Genomic DNA, 15,878 nt, shown 5'->3' with positions numbered 1-15,878 from the left:
CATAGGATGAAAAAAATATATTATATTAGGACAATTTTGTTTTTATTTATAATTGTATCTCCCATAATTACCATGAATTTAAAAGCTAATCAAGTTTCGGATATAGACAATAGGAAACTTACAGAAATTTCTGAGGTGTTTTCGGGAGAAAGTATTACTGAAAATATAGAAAATTATTTAAAGGATCGTATAGGATTTAGAACTGAGATGGTTAATTTGTATACAAAAGGTATGAATACATTATTTGACGAAATGATACATCCAAGCTATCAATTTGGGAAAAATTCTTATATATTTCCGAAATTAAAAGAAAATGACTTGAATAAAAAATTCCAAGAAATTTATTCGGATTTTATAATAAATTTTCAACATTATTGTACTAATAGGGGTATAAAATTTTTATATGCTACAGAACCTAGTAAAACTACAGTTTATTCAGAATTCTTACCAGATGGATATAACTACAACACTGAAAATCTAGATTACTTTTTAAGTCTGCTTAAAGATAAAAAAGTTAATTATATATATACAGGAGATGCTTTAATAGAGGCTAAAAGTTCTAATCAGGTTTTTGATAAAAAGTATGATGCTAATCATTGGAATGAAACTGGGGCTATTATTGGGATTTCAGCTATATTAGATAGACTAAATGATTTGGATTCAAGAGTAGGTAAGCTAGATAAAGATAGGTTTGAAGCTGTGGAGTATACTAACACAACTCTTCCAGTTTCACATTTTGATATACATGAAAAGACTATGCATTATAATTTAAAAAAGAATAATTCGGTATCCATTAATGATTTTAGAAATGAAATTAAGCAGTCTAAACAATTTGCATATTATGCAAATTATGAAAATCATAACAATGAGTACGCCCCTAAGATACTTATTTTTGCTGGAAGTTATTTTGAAGGAAGGGATAAATTTTATACAGAAAGTTTTTCAGAGGTAATTAGAATACATAATTATCATAATGTAATTGACTATGATTACTATATAAACATTTTTAACCCAGACATAGTTTTATTTGAGTCTACGGAATATACTCATTCAGATTACTATTTTCCTGTGGAAAAAATGAAAAATACAATTTATAATAAAGAAATTAAAAATTATTCTGATCTTAAAGAGAAAAATTTTGCACATATAAAGGATGACATTTTAAAAAAATCAAATAGTAGTTTAACAAATTTTTCTATACCTATAGAAGGAAAGAAGGCATATTGTGCATATGCTGATATTTCAAATAGAGTGTTAGATTGTAGATTAAATGAAATTAACGGAAAACAGAAAGTAGAATTCTCTATAAAAACTTCGGAAATAGAAAATTTAAATGAGTTTAATTTATATTTAATATCTGAGGATGAAAGTGAAATTACAAAAGTGCCTTGTAAATTAAAATAAACATACATAGTTTAAAGTTTTAGAGTTAAGTTATTAATAATTTATAGTTTACAGAATGAAAAAGGTATGCCAAATGAAATATCATTTAGCATACCTTTTTAATAGGTAAGCTGAGGAAAAGTGTAAATATCTATTGTTTATCTATGCTTAAAATGGTTTGCAACAGTACATTAGCTCCTTTTAGGCAGTTATCAAGAGGAGTTTTCTCTATTTCACAATGACTATGACCTCCAATACTAGGAACAAATATCATAGTTGTAGGTAACATATCTGCGGCGAACTGTGCATCATGTCCTGGTCCACTGTAAAGTTTCATATTTGAATAACCATAGAAATTAGAACTTTTTTCTACAAGATTAATTAATTCGTTATTAAATCTTACGGTATTACGTGACCATAATTTTTTATATATAACTTTACATTTTGCCAATTCATTGGGAAGGTTTTCAATAATTGCAACAACTTCTTGGATAACTTTAGGGTTTTGATGTCTAGCATCTAAAGTAAATTTAACATTGTCTGGTATAATTGTGTGTACATTAGGGGAACAAATTATTCTACCTGTAGTGTATACTAATTTATCATCAAGTTTATCAAGTTCTTTATGCAAATATTGAATAGCTTCAGAAGCTGCTAAAAGAGCATCCTTTCTCATTTTTTGAGGAACTGTACCTGCGTGTCCAGCTTGACCTATGAATTGGAATTCATAATTGATCATTCCGACAACACCTTCTACAACACCTATATCAATGTTTTTGGATCTTAAAACAGGACCTTGTTCGATATGAAGTTCTACAAGTGCAATGTAATCTTTAGGGTTAATTCTATTTTTTTCTTCACCTTTGTATCCACTTTGATCTAGTGCCTCCCCAAAAGTTATACCATTTATATCTTTTGAGGCTAACATCTTTTCTTTATCAAATTTGCCAGTAATTACACCAGAGGACATCATAGCAGGATCAAATCGGGCACCTTCTTCATTTGTCCAGATCATAACAGTAATTGGATGACGATGAGATACTTTTTCTGTTACAATAGTCTCAGCTACTTCCATTGCTGTAAGTACCCCCAAAATACCGTCATAATTACCGCCTTGTACTACGGAATCACAGTGTGAACCCATTGCAATATGAGGAAGGTTATCTTCAGAACCTTTAAGAGTAGCATAAATATTACCCATGTCATCAGTTATAATAGTTGCTCCCAGGGATTTCATTCTTTTTGAAAATTCTGCTCTCGCTTGAAGGGCTGGCTTAGATAGAGATAATCTTGTTATTCCACCATTGTTTGTAGCGCCAAATTTACTAAATGTAGCAATTTTATCTTCCAATCTTTTTTTGTTGCAATTCAACATATTACACACTCCCTTTTATATATAGTTTTTAAGTTTAATAACATTTAATTAGAAAGCAATACTATTTTATTGCTAAGTAAGCAAGGAGTTCAAACATTGCTTTAATATTCATATATTTATATTTAACCATATTTTTATGTTATAGGTGGTATGATTGTCCAAGTTTTATATAATGCTTTCTTTTTTATCTCAGTTTTATTTTATGACCTGGAACTATATTTTAGTACTAGTCTTAAAATATATACAATTATTTAAAGCAGTGACAATATGTTTATATTTAAAAGCGAACTTTATTTTACTATAAATATATGTGAGGAGATTAAATGATAAAATAAAAACTGTGGTAATTAAAAATTACCACAATTTTTATAAAATTTATTTTGTATAGTTGTCAAAATAACCTTGTATAAATATTATAGGGGTACCTTTATCTCCACTTCCAGAGGTTAAATCTGAAAGTGAACCTATAAGATCTGTAAGTCTTCTTGGAGTAGTTCCTTGAGAAGCCATAGAACCTACAAGGTTATCTTCTTTATTTTTTATATAATCAGAGATAGCAGATTTAAGTTCTTCACCCTCTAGGTGTGCAAAGTCGTTATCTGCAAGATATTTTAATTTAACCTCGTTTGGTGTTCCTTCAAGACCTTTTGTATATGCAGGAGAAACTACAGGGTCAGCAAGTTCCCATATTTTACCTATTGGATCTTTAAATGCACCATCACCGTAAATCATTACTTCAACATTTTTACCCGTTTTTTCTTTAAGTTTGGATTGAATATTATCAACAACAATTTGACAGTTACGAGGGAATAATTTCACTGAGTCTTCAGTAGCTTTGTTTGATCCTAAAAGACCATAGTTTTCGTTAAATCCGCCACCATCAATAGATGAAGTCAATATGTTATCAAGACTATATATTTTTTCGCCACCATTATTTTTAAGTATTTTCTTAGTTCTAAATCTTGTGTGTATATCACAAGTAAGAACATTTTTTGTGTAATTTAGTATAGTTTTTGGATTATTTGAGAATATAACTTCACATTGAACACCATACTCTTCAATTAAAGATTTATAGTATTGAACATAGTCAACACCAGTAAATGTATGCTTAACTTCCCCAAAATGGTTTCGAAATTGTTTTTCAGTTAAAACGTCACTCCAAGGATTTATACCCTTTTCATCTAGCATATCTATATCAACAAGATGGTTGCCAACTTCATCAGATGGATAACTAAGCATAAGAACAATTTTTTTGGCACCTTTTGCAATACCACGAAGGCATATTGCAAAACGGTTACGGCTGAGTATTGGAAATATTACTCCTATGGTATCATTTCCGAATTTTGATTTTACATCTTTTGAAATTTGATCTATAGTAGCATAATTGCCTTGGGCACGAGCTACAACAGATTCTGTTACAGTAACAACATCCTTATCGTTTAACTTAAATCCTTCAACTTCAGCAGCTTTTAATACACTATCCACTACAATATCATCAATACAATCTCCTTTATGGATAATAGGACAACGAAGACCTCTAACAACAGTTCCAACTACTCTTTCCAAATCTATCTCTCCTTAATTTCATTATTTTTTCAGTTTATTTTAATTACTACACTTGTAATATACAATATTTTTATGGTATAAGTAAAATAAATAGTACGTATAATGGGTATAAGGAGGACTTATATGATAAGTAAATTAGATTTATATAGAGTATTTGGTTGTGTTGGGAAGTGTAAAAGCTTTTCCAATGCGGCCAAAGAGTTATATATGACACAACCAGCTGTAAGTCAATCTATAATGCAACTAGAAAAGGAACTAGAAATAAGGCTTTTTACAAGAACTCCTAAAGGAGTTATTTTAACTAATGAAGGAGAAATTTTATTTGAATATGTATCTTCTGCTATAAGTTTAATTGATACAGGAGAAAAAAAAATGTTAGATTCAAAAAATCTTATGATAGGCGAGCTAAAAATAGGAGTAGGAGACACAACTTCTAAATATTTTTTATTATCTTATTTGGAGGAATTCCATATAAAATACCCAAATGTAAAATTAAAAATCTTAAATAGAACCACTGAAGAATTATGTAATTTAGTAAAAATGGGGGAGATAGATTTAGCAATCTGCAATTTACCTATTGAAGATACTGCTCTGCAAATTGAAGAACGTATGGAGATACAAGATATATTTGTATGCGGAGCAAGACTTATGGAGAATATTAAACGTCCTTTGACTTTTGAGGAAATTTCTAATATGCCTCTTATATTATTAGATAGTAAATCTAATTCAAGACAGTATGTAGAAAGTTATTTATTAACAAAGGGAGTTAGTATTAGTGCAGATATTGAACTTGGTGCTCATGATTTATTGTTACAGTTTGCAAAAATTAATTTGGGAATAGCCTGTGTTGTAAAAGAATTTTCATTAGAGTATTTAAAAAAGGGGATTTTATACGAAGTAAAAACTGTAGAACCAATACCTAAAAGAAATATAGGCTTTTGTTATTTGAAAAGTGTATCATTATCTCCAGCGGCAAGAACCTTTTTAAAATTATTATAGATAAATAAAAACTAATAAATTCACAATAAAGCTAGTCTTATACTAATAAAAGACTAGCTTTATTAATAAATAAAAGTTAAACTTTTTAAAGAAGATTATATAGATATAAACTAAAATATAAAAATAGAGGTTGTTTATAAATATAAAAATATATGGTATGTGAAAAAATATATTGACAAAATAAATAAAAAGGCATATATTATATTACATAAAACATAGTAAACACATATGAATACTATGAATATTTAATGCAAAGAAAAGAAATAGTATCATAGAATAAGCTTTTAGAGAGAAGTCTTCCTAGGCTGTAAAAGACTTTAAGTGTAATCTATGAGAATGCATCTTTGAGCACTGCTTTGAAAAAACTTTGGTTTCAGTAGGAGTTTGCGTGTACGCACGTTATAGCGTTAAGAAAGATATTATATTTTTATATAATAATTAGAGTGGAACCGCGGAGAACTTCTGCCTCTTAAATGAGCAGAAGTTTTTTTGCTTTATAAAGTTATATAGAAAATTGGAGGGATGTCAATATGAGTTCTTTAAATTATTTTGAGTCAATAGCAACTAATTGGAATTTGATTAGAAGTGAATATTTTGAGGAGAAATTAAAATATAAGGTACTATCAAAAATACCTATAGATAATAAGATTGCAGCAGACTTAGGGTGTGGAACAGGATTTATATCATTAGCATTATGGGAAAAAGCAAATTTAGTGTTTTCACTAGATCAGTCAAATAATATGCTAGGGGAATTAAAGAAAGAAATTTATAAAAAAGATATAAAGAATATATATCCAATTAAATCATATTTAGAAAATATTGTGTTATTCGATGAATCAGTAGATATTGTATTTATAAATATGGCATTACATCATGCAGTAAATGTGGATAAAGTAATATCAGAAGTTTATAGGATATTAAAAAAAGGAGGAAGCATAGTAATTTCAGATGTGACCAAACATAATGGGCAATGGGCGAGAGAAGAAATGCATGATGAGTGGTTAGGATTTTCCAATTGGGAAATAGAGGAATGGTTATATAAATATAAGTTTAGAAATTTAGAAATAGAGAATACTGATTTGTATTGCAAAGGATATTCAAGTAAAGGTGAATATACTGAGACGAAAATATTTATAGCCCAAGCTAAAAAGTTATAAGGAAGGAGAATGGTAATATGAATTTTGAATCACTTTTGATACATGGAGGAATTGATGGAGATAGCTTTACAGGTGCAGTGAATGTGCCTATATATCAAACATCTACGTACAGACAAGAAGATATTGAGAAGAATAATAGATATGAATATTCAAGAACTGGTAACCCTACAAGAGAAGCTTTAGAAAAACTTATAACTGATTTAGAAAATGGGGTTGGTGGATTTGCATTTTCATCGGGAATGGCTGCAATAACAGCTATATTTTCTCTTTTTAAATCAGGAGATAATATAATAATTCAAAATAATTTATATGGTGGTACATTTAGAGTGTTAGATAAGATTTTTAAAAACTTTAATATAGGATATAGGATAGTAAATACAATAGATTTACAAGAAATTAAGAATAATATTGATAATACTGTAAAAGCAATATATATAGAAACTCCAACCAATCCATTAATGGATATAACGGATATTCAAAAGGTAGCAAAAATTGCAAGGGATAATAATTTAATTACAATAGTCGACAATACTTTTATGACACCATATTTTCAAAGACCATTAACATTAGGAGCAGATATAGTTTTGCATAGTGCAACTAAATATCTTGGTGGACACAGTGATTTACTTGCGGGATTAGTAGTTGTAAATGATAAAGAATTAAAAGATAAAATTAAATTTATTCAGAATGCTACAGGTGGTGTTTTGTCACCGTTTGATTCCTTTTTACTTATTAGGGGGATAAAGACTTTAGGGGTTAGGATGGACAGACATAATTTTAATGCTAAAGTTGTAGCAGAATTTTTAAAGAGTAGAGGAGAAGTTAATAAGGTTTATTATCCAGGATTTAAGGACCATATTGGATATAATGTTCAATCAAAACAAGGAAAAGGATATGGTGGAATGATATCTTTTGTTTTAAATGAAGGATATAATTATAAAAAATTTCTTAAAAACTTAAATTTTATAACATTTGGAGAAAGCTTAGGGGGAGTAGAATCTTTAATATGTCATCCAGCAACCATGACACATGGAGCTATACCATATGAAATAAGACAAAAGGCAGGTATTGTTAACAACCTAATAAGGTTATCTGTTGGAATAGAGAGTGTACATGATATTATAAAAGATTTGGAAATGGCATTAAATGAAAGTAAGTATACAAAATAAAATACATGAATAGTTGTAATAACTATAAAATTTTGAATTAATTAACTGAAGATTATACAAATATAATATTAAAAGAGGTGAAGTATAGTGAAATATATAGAAGACATTAGAGATTATATAGGTAATACACCTATTTTAAAATTAAATAACTTATGTATAAAGTCGAGAGTAAATTTATTTGCTAAATTAGAATTTTTAAATCCTGGAGGAAGTGTTAAAGATAGAATTGGTATATATATGATAGAAGATGCTGAAAAAAAAGGGTTGCTTAAAAAAGGGTATACAATAATAGAAGCAACAGCTGGGAATACAGGAATTGCCATAGCCTTAGCAGCTATAAATAAGGGATACAGAGTAATACTTGTAGTGCCGGAAAAATTTTCTATAGAGAAACAAACATTGATGAAAGCTTTAGGGGCAGAGATAATAGCTGCGCCTAGAGGGGAGGGAATGTTAGGAGCTATGAAAAAAGCAAATGAACTTATTGGCACAATAAAAAATTCAATAAGTTTAAACCAATTTAGTAATAAATCAAATCCATTATGCCATTATAAGACTACAGCACCTGAAATATATAAAGACTTGGATGGGAAAATAGATTATTTTCTTTGTGGAGCAGGAAGTGGAGGAACTTATAGTGGCGTATTAAAATATCTTAAGGAAAAAGATCCTAATATAAAAGGTATACTAGTAGATCCTGATGGTTCAACTTTGGGTGGAGGAAAAGAGGCATGCTATAATATAGAGGGTATAGGAAATAATTTTATTCCTGTGACTATGAACCTTAATTATATAGATAAAGTTATAAAAATTAAGGACAACGAAGCATTAAATGCAGTTAAACTACTTGCCTTAAATGAAGGACTAATTGTTGGAACATCTTCAGGAGCAGCCATTGCTGCGGCAATGAAATTATCTAATGAAATAAATAGTGGAAATATTATAAGTTTATTACCAGATAGAGGAGAAAGATATTTTAGTAAAAATATATATGAATAGGAAGTTAATGTTATATTTAAAAGGTAAAAACCATGAAAAGAGCTGTTTGAAAACAAATTTTTCAAATCAGCTCTTTTTACCTATAAATTCAGTTAACCTATATTATTAGCGGAATTTATTTGTTCTATCCAAGAAGGGCTAGATGGAGCAGGTTGTTTATTTAATGGAAGATGTGCCTCACATACCCTTAGAAGAGTTAAGAAATCATATCTTAAAGATACATGGGTTCCACCCCAATGTTTAGAAAGGATATCATAAGCTTTTTTAACATCTGTCTTCATAGCCTTCCAATCATCATCAGTTGGTATATTTCTTCCATAATATAATCTTAATTCCTTAAGATAGTTTTCCATGTCATTCCATGTTATTTCTGCATCGTAGAAGTTTTCTGTTTCTGAATCCATAGCTTTTATTACATTTTGAACATTCTCGATATGATTAGCAAAACCAGAAAGATTAAAATCTTTATTTATATCTGAAGAATTTATGGCTTTGTCCCTATTCTCTGTAAATAATTTTCTTTGAAGTAATCCATATACACCTCTATTGTATGCATTGTCAACTAAAACAAATTCTGCCCAAGGATCTTTAGAGTTTTGTATAAATCCTTTAAAGTCATTATTAGGGATGGCATATAAAAGTTCTCTAGTCATAGTAAGACTCATGTAAGAAGATATAGCAGCATGAACATAAGATGGATCATCTACTTCACCAGTTTTTAAAGTTACGTAATTTTCATGTTCTGCTGTATCTGGTAAATAATCTGGGTATTGTTTTTTAATTTCATTAAAATTACCTTTTTCTTGTTGGAAAGGTCCATCAGGATGTTTCTTTTGAATGGGCCATGACCATTTTTTTCCGTCTACAGTAACAATATTTTCTGTATATCCAGATTCAATGGGGGCTAATCCACAAGTAAAGTTTTCTTTTATTGATAAGCCTACCATAAAATTTGGATTTAAACCAAAGTATTCAGTACCTGTTCCAATTCCCATAGCTAGGTATTTAGAAGGAATCCAAATTCTTAAACCATTTACTCCGTTTATAGGAACAGGCATTTTTTTCGGTATGGGTATTATTAGTTGAGTGTCTGAAGCTGGATTATTATACATAAGTTTATTTAAAGTATTAGTTTTAACTTTTGGGTTATAATATTTATCTTTGTTAGTTATTAAATCTTTTTCATTTAGGTTAGGTTTGTTTTTTATAAAACTAGCAGGTAGAGAAGCAAAGATTGGATAATCAATTCCCCCTCTAATCAAGTTAGATTTAAAGTTTTCAGGTGTTTTTGATGAAGTTTTTTCACCTTTAACTATAAATATTCTAGTAGTATTTAAAGGCAAATATCTTTCATCTTGTTTTAAATTAATTGTGACTTTTTTATCATCTTGTTTAAAAGAACCTGCATTAGAAATTGAAGTTATTTTATTGTCAGTTTCAAAGGATATTCCCCATAAAGAAAAACTATTTCCTTCCCATACATAATTTTTATTAGGATTTGATACAAATACTGCCCATTCAAAGTTTGATTCTGTTTCATTTAGAACCGTATAACCAACGGCAGGTTCACCACTAACTGATTCAGGTAAAGGAACATCAATAGGTTTATCGTTTTTAGTTACCTCATGAACAATAGTGTTTTGAGATTTAGTTACACCTGCTGCGTTTATAAGTTCGGAAGTATACTCGTAGGTGCCATTATTTTTATCTGTAAATTTGATTTCTGCATGTTGAGCATTTGGTGAATTGTTTACTAATTTTACCTCTTTAATCAACTTGCCATTTTCATAAATATTCCAAATATCACCATTTTCACCATACCATAAATTCATTGATATTGTATAGTTTGGAGACCCATCCCAATTGTCTATAGCAATTTGGAATGGAGCCGGTGATTCAGTTTTAGCAACTGGGTTTTCTTTATTAGTAATAAAATGACTATTATTAAATGTCAATTGTCCCTTAGTAGTAATTTCCCTTATAGTAGTTCTTTCTATAGCACAAACAGGTGTTGATGCACCCATTAATATGGCTAATGAAAGAACTAAAGCATTTGTTTTTGAATAAGTTTCAAATTTTTTGTTCAAAATATATACACCCCTTTCTTATTATCTATACAATAAATCTTTATTATAAATTTTTTTATATATTACACAAATATATAAAATACATAAATAGAGTACAGATTTATAAATATGTTGAAAAGAAATTTATTAAGTATGTTTATGAGTAATATTAATATAATTTGATATATAGATAAATAAGAGAGCTCTTAAAAAGTTCTCTTATTTTAAATTATTAATATAAAATACCACAGATATTTTTTTGAAAAATTATAGTTGCATCTATATTTAAAAACATCTTTTAGTATAGATGAGTTTATTAAGTCTTTTGTATGACCAGTAGCATATACGGAACCTTCTTTCATTATAACCAATTTATCACATAATTTCAAATTTATTATAAAATCATGAAGTACACAAACTACTGTTAAACCAAAAGATTTTACTAGTTTCATTATTTCAAGTTGATAGAATATATCTAAATGATTTAAAGGCTCATCAAGTACTAAAAGTTGAACATTTTGGCAAATAGCTCGTGTAATAAGGGCTCTTTGACGTTCGCCTCCATATAAAGTACTAAATATTCTACTAGAAAGATGAGCAATTCCTAGTTTATCTAAAGCAGATAAAGCAAAATATATTTCAGATTTTGTGTAGGAAAATATACTTTTTTTAGTAGCATAAAGCCTCATTAATACAATATCTATTACTTTAAAGTTAAGATTTTGATTTGAAGTTTGGGCTAGTACAGCCATTTTAGTAGCCCTTTCCTTTAGATTCATATTAAGTACACTTTTATTATTAATAAGCACTTCTTAATAAGTCTCCTACAAAAGCTCTTATGTATACAGACACTAAATCAAGTTTCCTCCTAAGCCACCAGCTACTACGAAGGGATGATTTTCACCTGAATCATATCCAAGTACCTTAAGCTTATTTTTTACGGAGGTTACTTTATTTTCAACTTCTTTTTGTTCTTTTTTCATTTTATTTATTACTGATACTGAATCTTCTTCAGCATTAAATATTTTACCAAGTGTTAGAAAGTCTTTATACACAGTATCTAGAGTACCTAACCCACCTGCTGATTCTAAAATTACAGCATTCATATTTTCTTTTATTAAATAATCAATGGAACCACAATTTTTTTCAGATAAAAAATTAGACCATCCGGTTATAAAATCAGGTTTTAAAGGTAGTAATACTTTTTTTGAGGGATGTCCTTTTTGTGAGATTAAAGGAATTTTATCAAAAGCTTTTTTAAATTCTTGAAGTATTTTAATAGTATTATATATAATTTTATATTTTAAGCTTTCATTTTCACATTTATTAAAACCCCATGGTCAGGTATCTATAAATATTTATTCAAATGCAAATCAATAACTTCCTTTTTTCTTTAAATATGATATTTTCTACTTTTTCAATGGCAACTTGTACAGTTGTATCATCTAATAATCTATTCATATTTTTTAGACCTTCTATTATTGCAATCATATCTTCTAATATTAACAACTTATGGTTTACTTTGTAATTATCTATAATATAAAATCCTCCTTTATTACCAGCTTGAGATACTATAGGAATCCCTGCTAGATTAATTGCTTCAATATCCCTATAAATTGTCCTAATGGAAACTTGAAATTTTTCCGCTAATTCTGGTGCAGATATTTTATCTCTATTTAAAAGTATGACTACAATTGCTAATAGCCTATTAATTTTTATAAATTTTTCACCCTACATACAATAATTTATTATTTAATTATAACAAATTAATAAATTATTTTTATTAGTGATTTACTGAAACAAAAGTATATAATGAAAATTAAAGCCAGAAAGCATTAGGGCTTTCTGGCAATTAGATTAGTGAAATCCTTGAGATTTAAAATTATTTTCGGTATAACCTTATATAATTTTCTCTAGAATATTTACCCATTGGTAATCACCTCTCTGAATAATATTATGTGTTTATTATAAAATAATATACTAAAATTGATTAGTTGCTTTTTCTTCTAAAAAAATATGTATGTCAAAATTACCTATAGAAGATTTAATTGGAAGGAATAGTGCTTTTTCATTGGCCATTGAATAAGAGTTATACTCACCTACAAAAATTTGAGGCGGAACTATATCACAAAGATAATTATTAGAGTTTAAAAGGGTTAATGCATTTCCTCCAATAATGTTAGCCATTTCACCTAGGGCAGAAGAAACGAATTCATCAATCCTGTCCATTTCCATACCACACATAATTTTTATCATCTTCAAAGTCATTTTTTTAGGAAAACTAAAAAGTATTGACCCTTTTAAATCTCCAGTTACTCCAAGTACAACATTAGCTTCTTTACTGCTTATCATTCCATCAACAAGAGAAATTTCCTCTCTATTTATTTCAACGTCAAGCATTAGGCGAAATACATCTATAGTAGCTTTATAAAATGAATTTATATATTCTTGTTTCACTATATTTCTCCCCCTTGCTTCTTTACAAAATCCCCAATTTTTTGGTCTGTTTGAGTTACATGCATAATAAGCCAAGTCATTAGTTTGCCTGCTAGTTCCTTTACTAATTCTTCAGGATAATTTTCCTTTTCTAAACGTATAGCATAGTTATTAACCATATTTTTAAAATCACTATGAATTTTTTCATGATTTTTTTTATCAGGATAATTGATTTTCTTTTGGTAAGCTTCCTCAGCATCAAAATGAGACACTACATATTCCTGCATAAAAATCATAGTCTTTTTAATTTGTTGTATTTTATCTTTCCACTTTGTAGTATTTTTATCTTGGACTATATTAATAAACTCTGAGACACGTTTAAAGAGTTCTTTATGTTGAAGATCTATTAAATCTACTCCAACCCTATATTTTTCTTTCCACATCATTTTAAATCAACCCCCTTAAATATTTAGCGCATTAGATCACCAGATATATTTATTGTAATATGTGGGTAAAATAATTTTGTGTTTTTAAGGTTGATTATATAAATTAACACCAATATTGTCAAATAGGTATTGTTAAATAAGCATAATATTTTGTTAATAAAACATACTAAATGTCATTTAATTTTATAATATTATCCTTTATTGTGGAAGACAATATTATAAAAGTTTCTGTGTTACCATATACTTGAATTTTCCCAATTAAATTTTCTAAACCAGCCATATCTTTAAGACTAGCTTTTAAAATTTTACAGTAAGGTCCTGTAACATGGTGACATTCTATAATTGAATCTTCATTTTCTATAAATTTCATAAATTTTTCATTTACCTCTATTTTCATATCTACATTAATTAGAACATTAATAGGCTGGCCTATTTTTTCATAGTTAATAATAGCTTTATAACCATTTATAACTCCAATTTCTTCAAGTTTTTTAACTCTTTCAGCAGTAGCAGGTGCTGAAAGAGAAATAATTTTAGCTAGTTCTTTCATAGAGATTCTAGCGTTTTTCAGTAGAATTTGGATAATTTTATCATCAGTGTCATCCATTTAATAAACTCCTTTATAATTAATAGTAATTTTTTTCAAAGATATCCTTTATTTCATGAATTCTATTAGTATATCCAAGAGCAATAATAAGTTTTATTCTTGCTTTATGTGAATTAAGATTATCTCCTAAAATCACGCCTTTTTCTCTAAGCTCTCTTCCAGCACCTTCATAGCCATAATCATCAAGTACTTTTCCTTTTATACATCTAGACACTAAGACCACAGGGATGTTTTTATTTAAAGCATTTTCTATACCAGATACCATTTTGGGAGGAACATTACCTCGCCCCATACCTTCTATTATTAAGCCATTAGTTCCTGAACTCACGCAAAAATTTATAAGACGATTATTCATACCACATCCACATTTTATAATATCTACTATACTACTAGCATGCTTTGTTTTGATGTATTGTCTTTTAGTATAATTGTAATAGAAATATACCTTATTATTATCAACAAAACCAATAGGCCCGAAATCCACACTTTTGAAGGTATCAAGAGTATGAGTATTAGTTTTAGTAACTTGGGAAGCTGCATGTATCTCATTATTCATAACCACCATTACACCTCTGTTATAAGATTCATCTGCAGTAGCAGTATTAACTGCATCCATAAGGTTTCTAGGTCCATCCCAACCAAATTCTGAACTATTCTTCATTGATCCTACAAATACTACGGGATTACTTTGTTTATAAGTAAGATCTACTAGATATGCAGTTTCTTCAAGGGAATCTGTACCGTGGGTAATAACTACACCATCATAGCCTCCCAAGGTAACTTTATCTTTTATTATATTAGATAGTTCAAACATTTTTTCAGGGGTCATGTGGGGGCCAGGAAACATCCCAAAATTTAAGAAATCAATATTTGCAATTTTATCAATTCCAGGTGTAAGTTTTAATATATCATTCCCAGACATAACAGGAATTGCTGCGTGAGTGGTTTCACTTTCTTTCATGGATATAGTTCCACCAGTAAAGATAATAATAATATTTTTCATTTAAAAAATCCTTTCTTAATTTATAATATAAAGAATTAATTATAGTAAAGTATGAGAAAATTAAATTATTTATGTGAATATTCTTTATGGGCAATAATTTTCACAGCAAAATTATTTTGTTATAACCTAAGTTTAACATTAATGATTTTATGTGTACATGCATTTAAAAAGGTTAATAGTTCTTAGCTTTTTACTAAATTATAAATATAGGATAAATAATTTATTTTATAAAAAAAATAACTATAATAATTAATTAAATAAAGGTAGTTGTAATATTAAAAGTTAATAAAAACTAATTAGTATTGTAAATTAACATTAAAGATTTATTAATATATTTGGAGTTTGGAATATTCAAATCATATCTTGATATAAGAATATGTTTATGCTAAAATAATTTGTAGAAATTCATAGAAAATTATAAATAGGTTTAATTTTTTTATTAATTAAAAGGGAAGTTGGGTGTAAATCCCACGCGGTACCGCCGCTGTAACAGAGGAGTTTTCTTCAATATAAGCTACTGTTTTATTATGGGAAGGCAAAAGAAAATTATGATGCTTGAGCCAGAAGATCTGCCTATTTTTTTCACTGTAACTCTACGAGTAATAGGGGGTGTTTATTATGGATTGTTTATGTATATATAACTCTTTAACTAATTGTAGTTAAAGAGTTTTT

At 28.3% G+C, this 15,878-nt stretch carries 15 protein-coding genes, 1 pseudogene, 1 riboswitch and 1 other annotated feature; of the genes and pseudogenes, 6 read left to right on the top strand and 10 right to left on the bottom strand.

Annotated features, from left to right (window positions below; genetic code table 11):
- Nucleotides 1–6 precede the first annotated feature (6 nt).
- Entirely contained in the window at nucleotides 7–1,404 is a 1,398-nt protein-coding gene (locus tag EJL03_RS06965) for an alginate O-acetyltransferase AlgX-related protein (RefSeq protein WP_125153241.1), read from the top strand.
- 130 nt (nucleotides 1,405–1,534) lie between these two features.
- Here the strand turns inward: EJL03_RS06965 and EJL03_RS06960 are convergent, their stop codons facing one another.
- Both EJL03_RS06960 and EJL03_RS06955 read right to left on the bottom strand, forming a co-directional pair.
- The gene (locus EJL03_RS06960) at nucleotides 1,535–2,758 is read right to left on the bottom strand and encodes a Zn-dependent hydrolase (RefSeq protein WP_125153240.1); all 1,224 of its coding nucleotides are present in this window, start codon (nucleotides 2,756–2,758) and stop codon (nucleotides 1,535–1,537) included.
- A 375-nt stretch (nucleotides 2,759–3,133) separates the two neighbouring features.
- Nucleotides 3,134–4,324, bottom strand: coding sequence for a coenzyme F420-0:L-glutamate ligase (locus EJL03_RS06955; RefSeq protein WP_125153239.1), 1,191 nt, complete (start codon nucleotides 4,322–4,324; stop codon nucleotides 3,134–3,136).
- A 123-nt stretch (nucleotides 4,325–4,447) separates the two neighbouring features.
- Between EJL03_RS06955 and EJL03_RS06950 the strand changes: the two genes are divergently transcribed.
- The 4 genes from EJL03_RS06950 to EJL03_RS06935 all read left to right on the top strand — a co-directional run bounded on the left by EJL03_RS06950 (nucleotide 4,448) and on the right by EJL03_RS06935 (nucleotide 8,648).
- Nucleotides 4,448–5,323 (top strand): LysR family transcriptional regulator, encoded by an 876-nt coding sequence (locus EJL03_RS06950; RefSeq protein ID WP_125153238.1) that lies wholly within the window; start codon nucleotides 4,448–4,450, stop codon nucleotides 5,321–5,323.
- A 244-nt stretch (nucleotides 5,324–5,567) separates the two neighbouring features.
- Nucleotides 5,568–5,796 (top strand) — a binding site (T-box leader).
- Nucleotides 5,797–5,853: 57 nt separating this feature from the next.
- Entirely contained in the window at nucleotides 5,854–6,480 is a 627-nt protein-coding gene (locus EJL03_RS06945) for a class I SAM-dependent methyltransferase (protein ID WP_125153237.1), read from the top strand.
- A gap of 17 nt (nucleotides 6,481–6,497) precedes the next feature.
- Nucleotides 6,498–7,649: a trans-sulfuration enzyme family protein gene (locus EJL03_RS06940; protein WP_125153236.1), complete on the top strand. Its 1,152-nt coding sequence runs from the start codon at nucleotides 6,498–6,500 to the stop codon at nucleotides 7,647–7,649.
- 87 nt (nucleotides 7,650–7,736) lie between these two features.
- Nucleotides 7,737–8,648: a PLP-dependent cysteine synthase family protein gene (locus tag EJL03_RS06935; protein WP_125153235.1), complete on the top strand. Its 912-nt coding sequence runs from the start codon at nucleotides 7,737–7,739 to the stop codon at nucleotides 8,646–8,648.
- Between the two features lie 92 nt (nucleotides 8,649–8,740).
- On the opposite strand, the gene EJL03_RS06930 is transcribed toward EJL03_RS06935, so the two are convergent.
- From EJL03_RS06930 to EJL03_RS16420, 3 genes are all read right to left on the bottom strand, one after another.
- Nucleotides 8,741–10,735, bottom strand: coding sequence for a chitinase N-terminal domain-containing protein (locus tag EJL03_RS06930; RefSeq protein ID WP_125153234.1), 1,995 nt, complete (start codon nucleotides 10,733–10,735; stop codon nucleotides 8,741–8,743).
- 203 nt (nucleotides 10,736–10,938) lie between these two features.
- Nucleotides 10,939–11,523 carry an ABC transporter ATP-binding protein gene (locus tag EJL03_RS06925; RefSeq protein ID WP_164509027.1) on the bottom strand — a complete coding sequence of 195 codons (585 nt, stop codon included), beginning with the start codon at nucleotides 11,521–11,523 and terminating at the stop codon, nucleotides 10,939–10,941.
- A gap of 42 nt (nucleotides 11,524–11,565) precedes the next feature.
- Complete coding sequence (locus tag EJL03_RS16420) at nucleotides 11,566–11,820, bottom strand: TroA family protein (RefSeq protein ID WP_243108666.1); 255 nt, start codon at nucleotides 11,818–11,820, stop codon at nucleotides 11,566–11,568.
- Nucleotides 11,821–11,842: 22 nt separating this feature from the next.
- On the opposite strand from EJL03_RS16420, the gene EJL03_RS16415 reads away from it, so the two are divergent.
- Nucleotides 11,843–11,983: a hypothetical protein gene (locus tag EJL03_RS16415; protein ID WP_243108665.1), complete on the top strand. Its 141-nt coding sequence runs from the start codon at nucleotides 11,843–11,845 to the stop codon at nucleotides 11,981–11,983.
- A gap of 2 nt (nucleotides 11,984–11,985) precedes the next feature.
- Here EJL03_RS16415 and EJL03_RS16805 read toward each other — a convergent pair.
- The 5 genes and pseudogenes from EJL03_RS16805 to EJL03_RS06900 all read right to left on the bottom strand — a co-directional run.
- Nucleotides 11,986–12,433: pseudogene (locus EJL03_RS16805) on the bottom strand (helix-turn-helix transcriptional regulator); the annotation flags it as partial.
- A 261-nt stretch (nucleotides 12,434–12,694) separates the two neighbouring features.
- Complete coding sequence (locus EJL03_RS06915) at nucleotides 12,695–13,171, bottom strand: chemotaxis protein CheX (RefSeq protein ID WP_125153232.1); 477 nt, start codon at nucleotides 13,169–13,171, stop codon at nucleotides 12,695–12,697.
- A complete protein-coding gene (locus EJL03_RS06910; protein WP_125153231.1) occupies nucleotides 13,171–13,596 on the bottom strand; it encodes a bacteriohemerythrin in 426 nt (141 codons plus the stop codon). Before EJL03_RS06910 ends, EJL03_RS06915 begins: the two co-directional genes overlap by 1 nt.
- Nucleotides 13,597–13,762: 166 nt before the next feature.
- The gene (locus EJL03_RS06905; protein ID WP_125153230.1) at nucleotides 13,763–14,203 is read right to left on the bottom strand and encodes an Lrp/AsnC family transcriptional regulator; all 441 of its coding nucleotides are present in this window, start codon (nucleotides 14,201–14,203) and stop codon (nucleotides 13,763–13,765) included.
- A 19-nt stretch (nucleotides 14,204–14,222) separates the two neighbouring features.
- Entirely contained in the window at nucleotides 14,223–15,206 is a 984-nt protein-coding gene (locus EJL03_RS06900) for an asparaginase (protein WP_125153229.1), read from the bottom strand.
- Nucleotides 15,207–15,612: 406 nt separating this feature from the next.
- Nucleotides 15,613–15,797, top strand: a riboswitch (cobalamin riboswitch).
- Nucleotides 15,798–15,878: the final 81 nt, after the last annotated feature.

The organism is Clostridium rectalis, from assembly GCF_900626095.1.
GTDB lineage: Bacteria > Bacillota > Clostridia > Clostridiales > Clostridiaceae > Clostridium_AS > Clostridium_AS rectalis.
This window is presented reverse-complemented; position numbering and strand designations above follow the sequence as displayed.

Coding starts and splice junctions, on each gene's coding strand:
- EJL03_RS06965 (WP_125153241.1), top strand. CDS start 7: ATGAAAAAAATATATTATATTAGGACAATTTTGTTTTTATTTATAATT.
- EJL03_RS06960 (WP_125153240.1), bottom strand. CDS start 2,758: ATGTTGAATTGCAACAAAAAAAGATTGGAAGATAAAATTGCTACATTT.
- EJL03_RS06950 (WP_125153238.1), top strand. CDS start 4,448: ATGATAAGTAAATTAGATTTATATAGAGTATTTGGTTGTGTTGGGAAG.
- EJL03_RS06945 (WP_125153237.1), top strand. CDS start 5,854: ATGAGTTCTTTAAATTATTTTGAGTCAATAGCAACTAATTGGAATTTG.
- EJL03_RS06940 (WP_125153236.1), top strand. CDS start 6,498: ATGAATTTTGAATCACTTTTGATACATGGAGGAATTGATGGAGATAGC.
- EJL03_RS16420 (WP_243108666.1), bottom strand. CDS start 11,820: ATGAATGCTGTAATTTTAGAATCAGCAGGTGGGTTAGGTACTCTAGAT.
- EJL03_RS16415 (WP_243108665.1), top strand. CDS start 11,843: ATGGAACCACAATTTTTTTCAGATAAAAAATTAGACCATCCGGTTATA.
- EJL03_RS06910 (WP_125153231.1), bottom strand. CDS start 13,596: ATGATGTGGAAAGAAAAATATAGGGTTGGAGTAGATTTAATAGATCTT.
- EJL03_RS06905 (WP_125153230.1), bottom strand. CDS start 14,203: ATGGATGACACTGATGATAAAATTATCCAAATTCTACTGAAAAACGCT.
- EJL03_RS06900 (WP_125153229.1), bottom strand. CDS start 15,206: ATGAAAAATATTATTATTATCTTTACTGGTGGAACTATATCCATGAAA.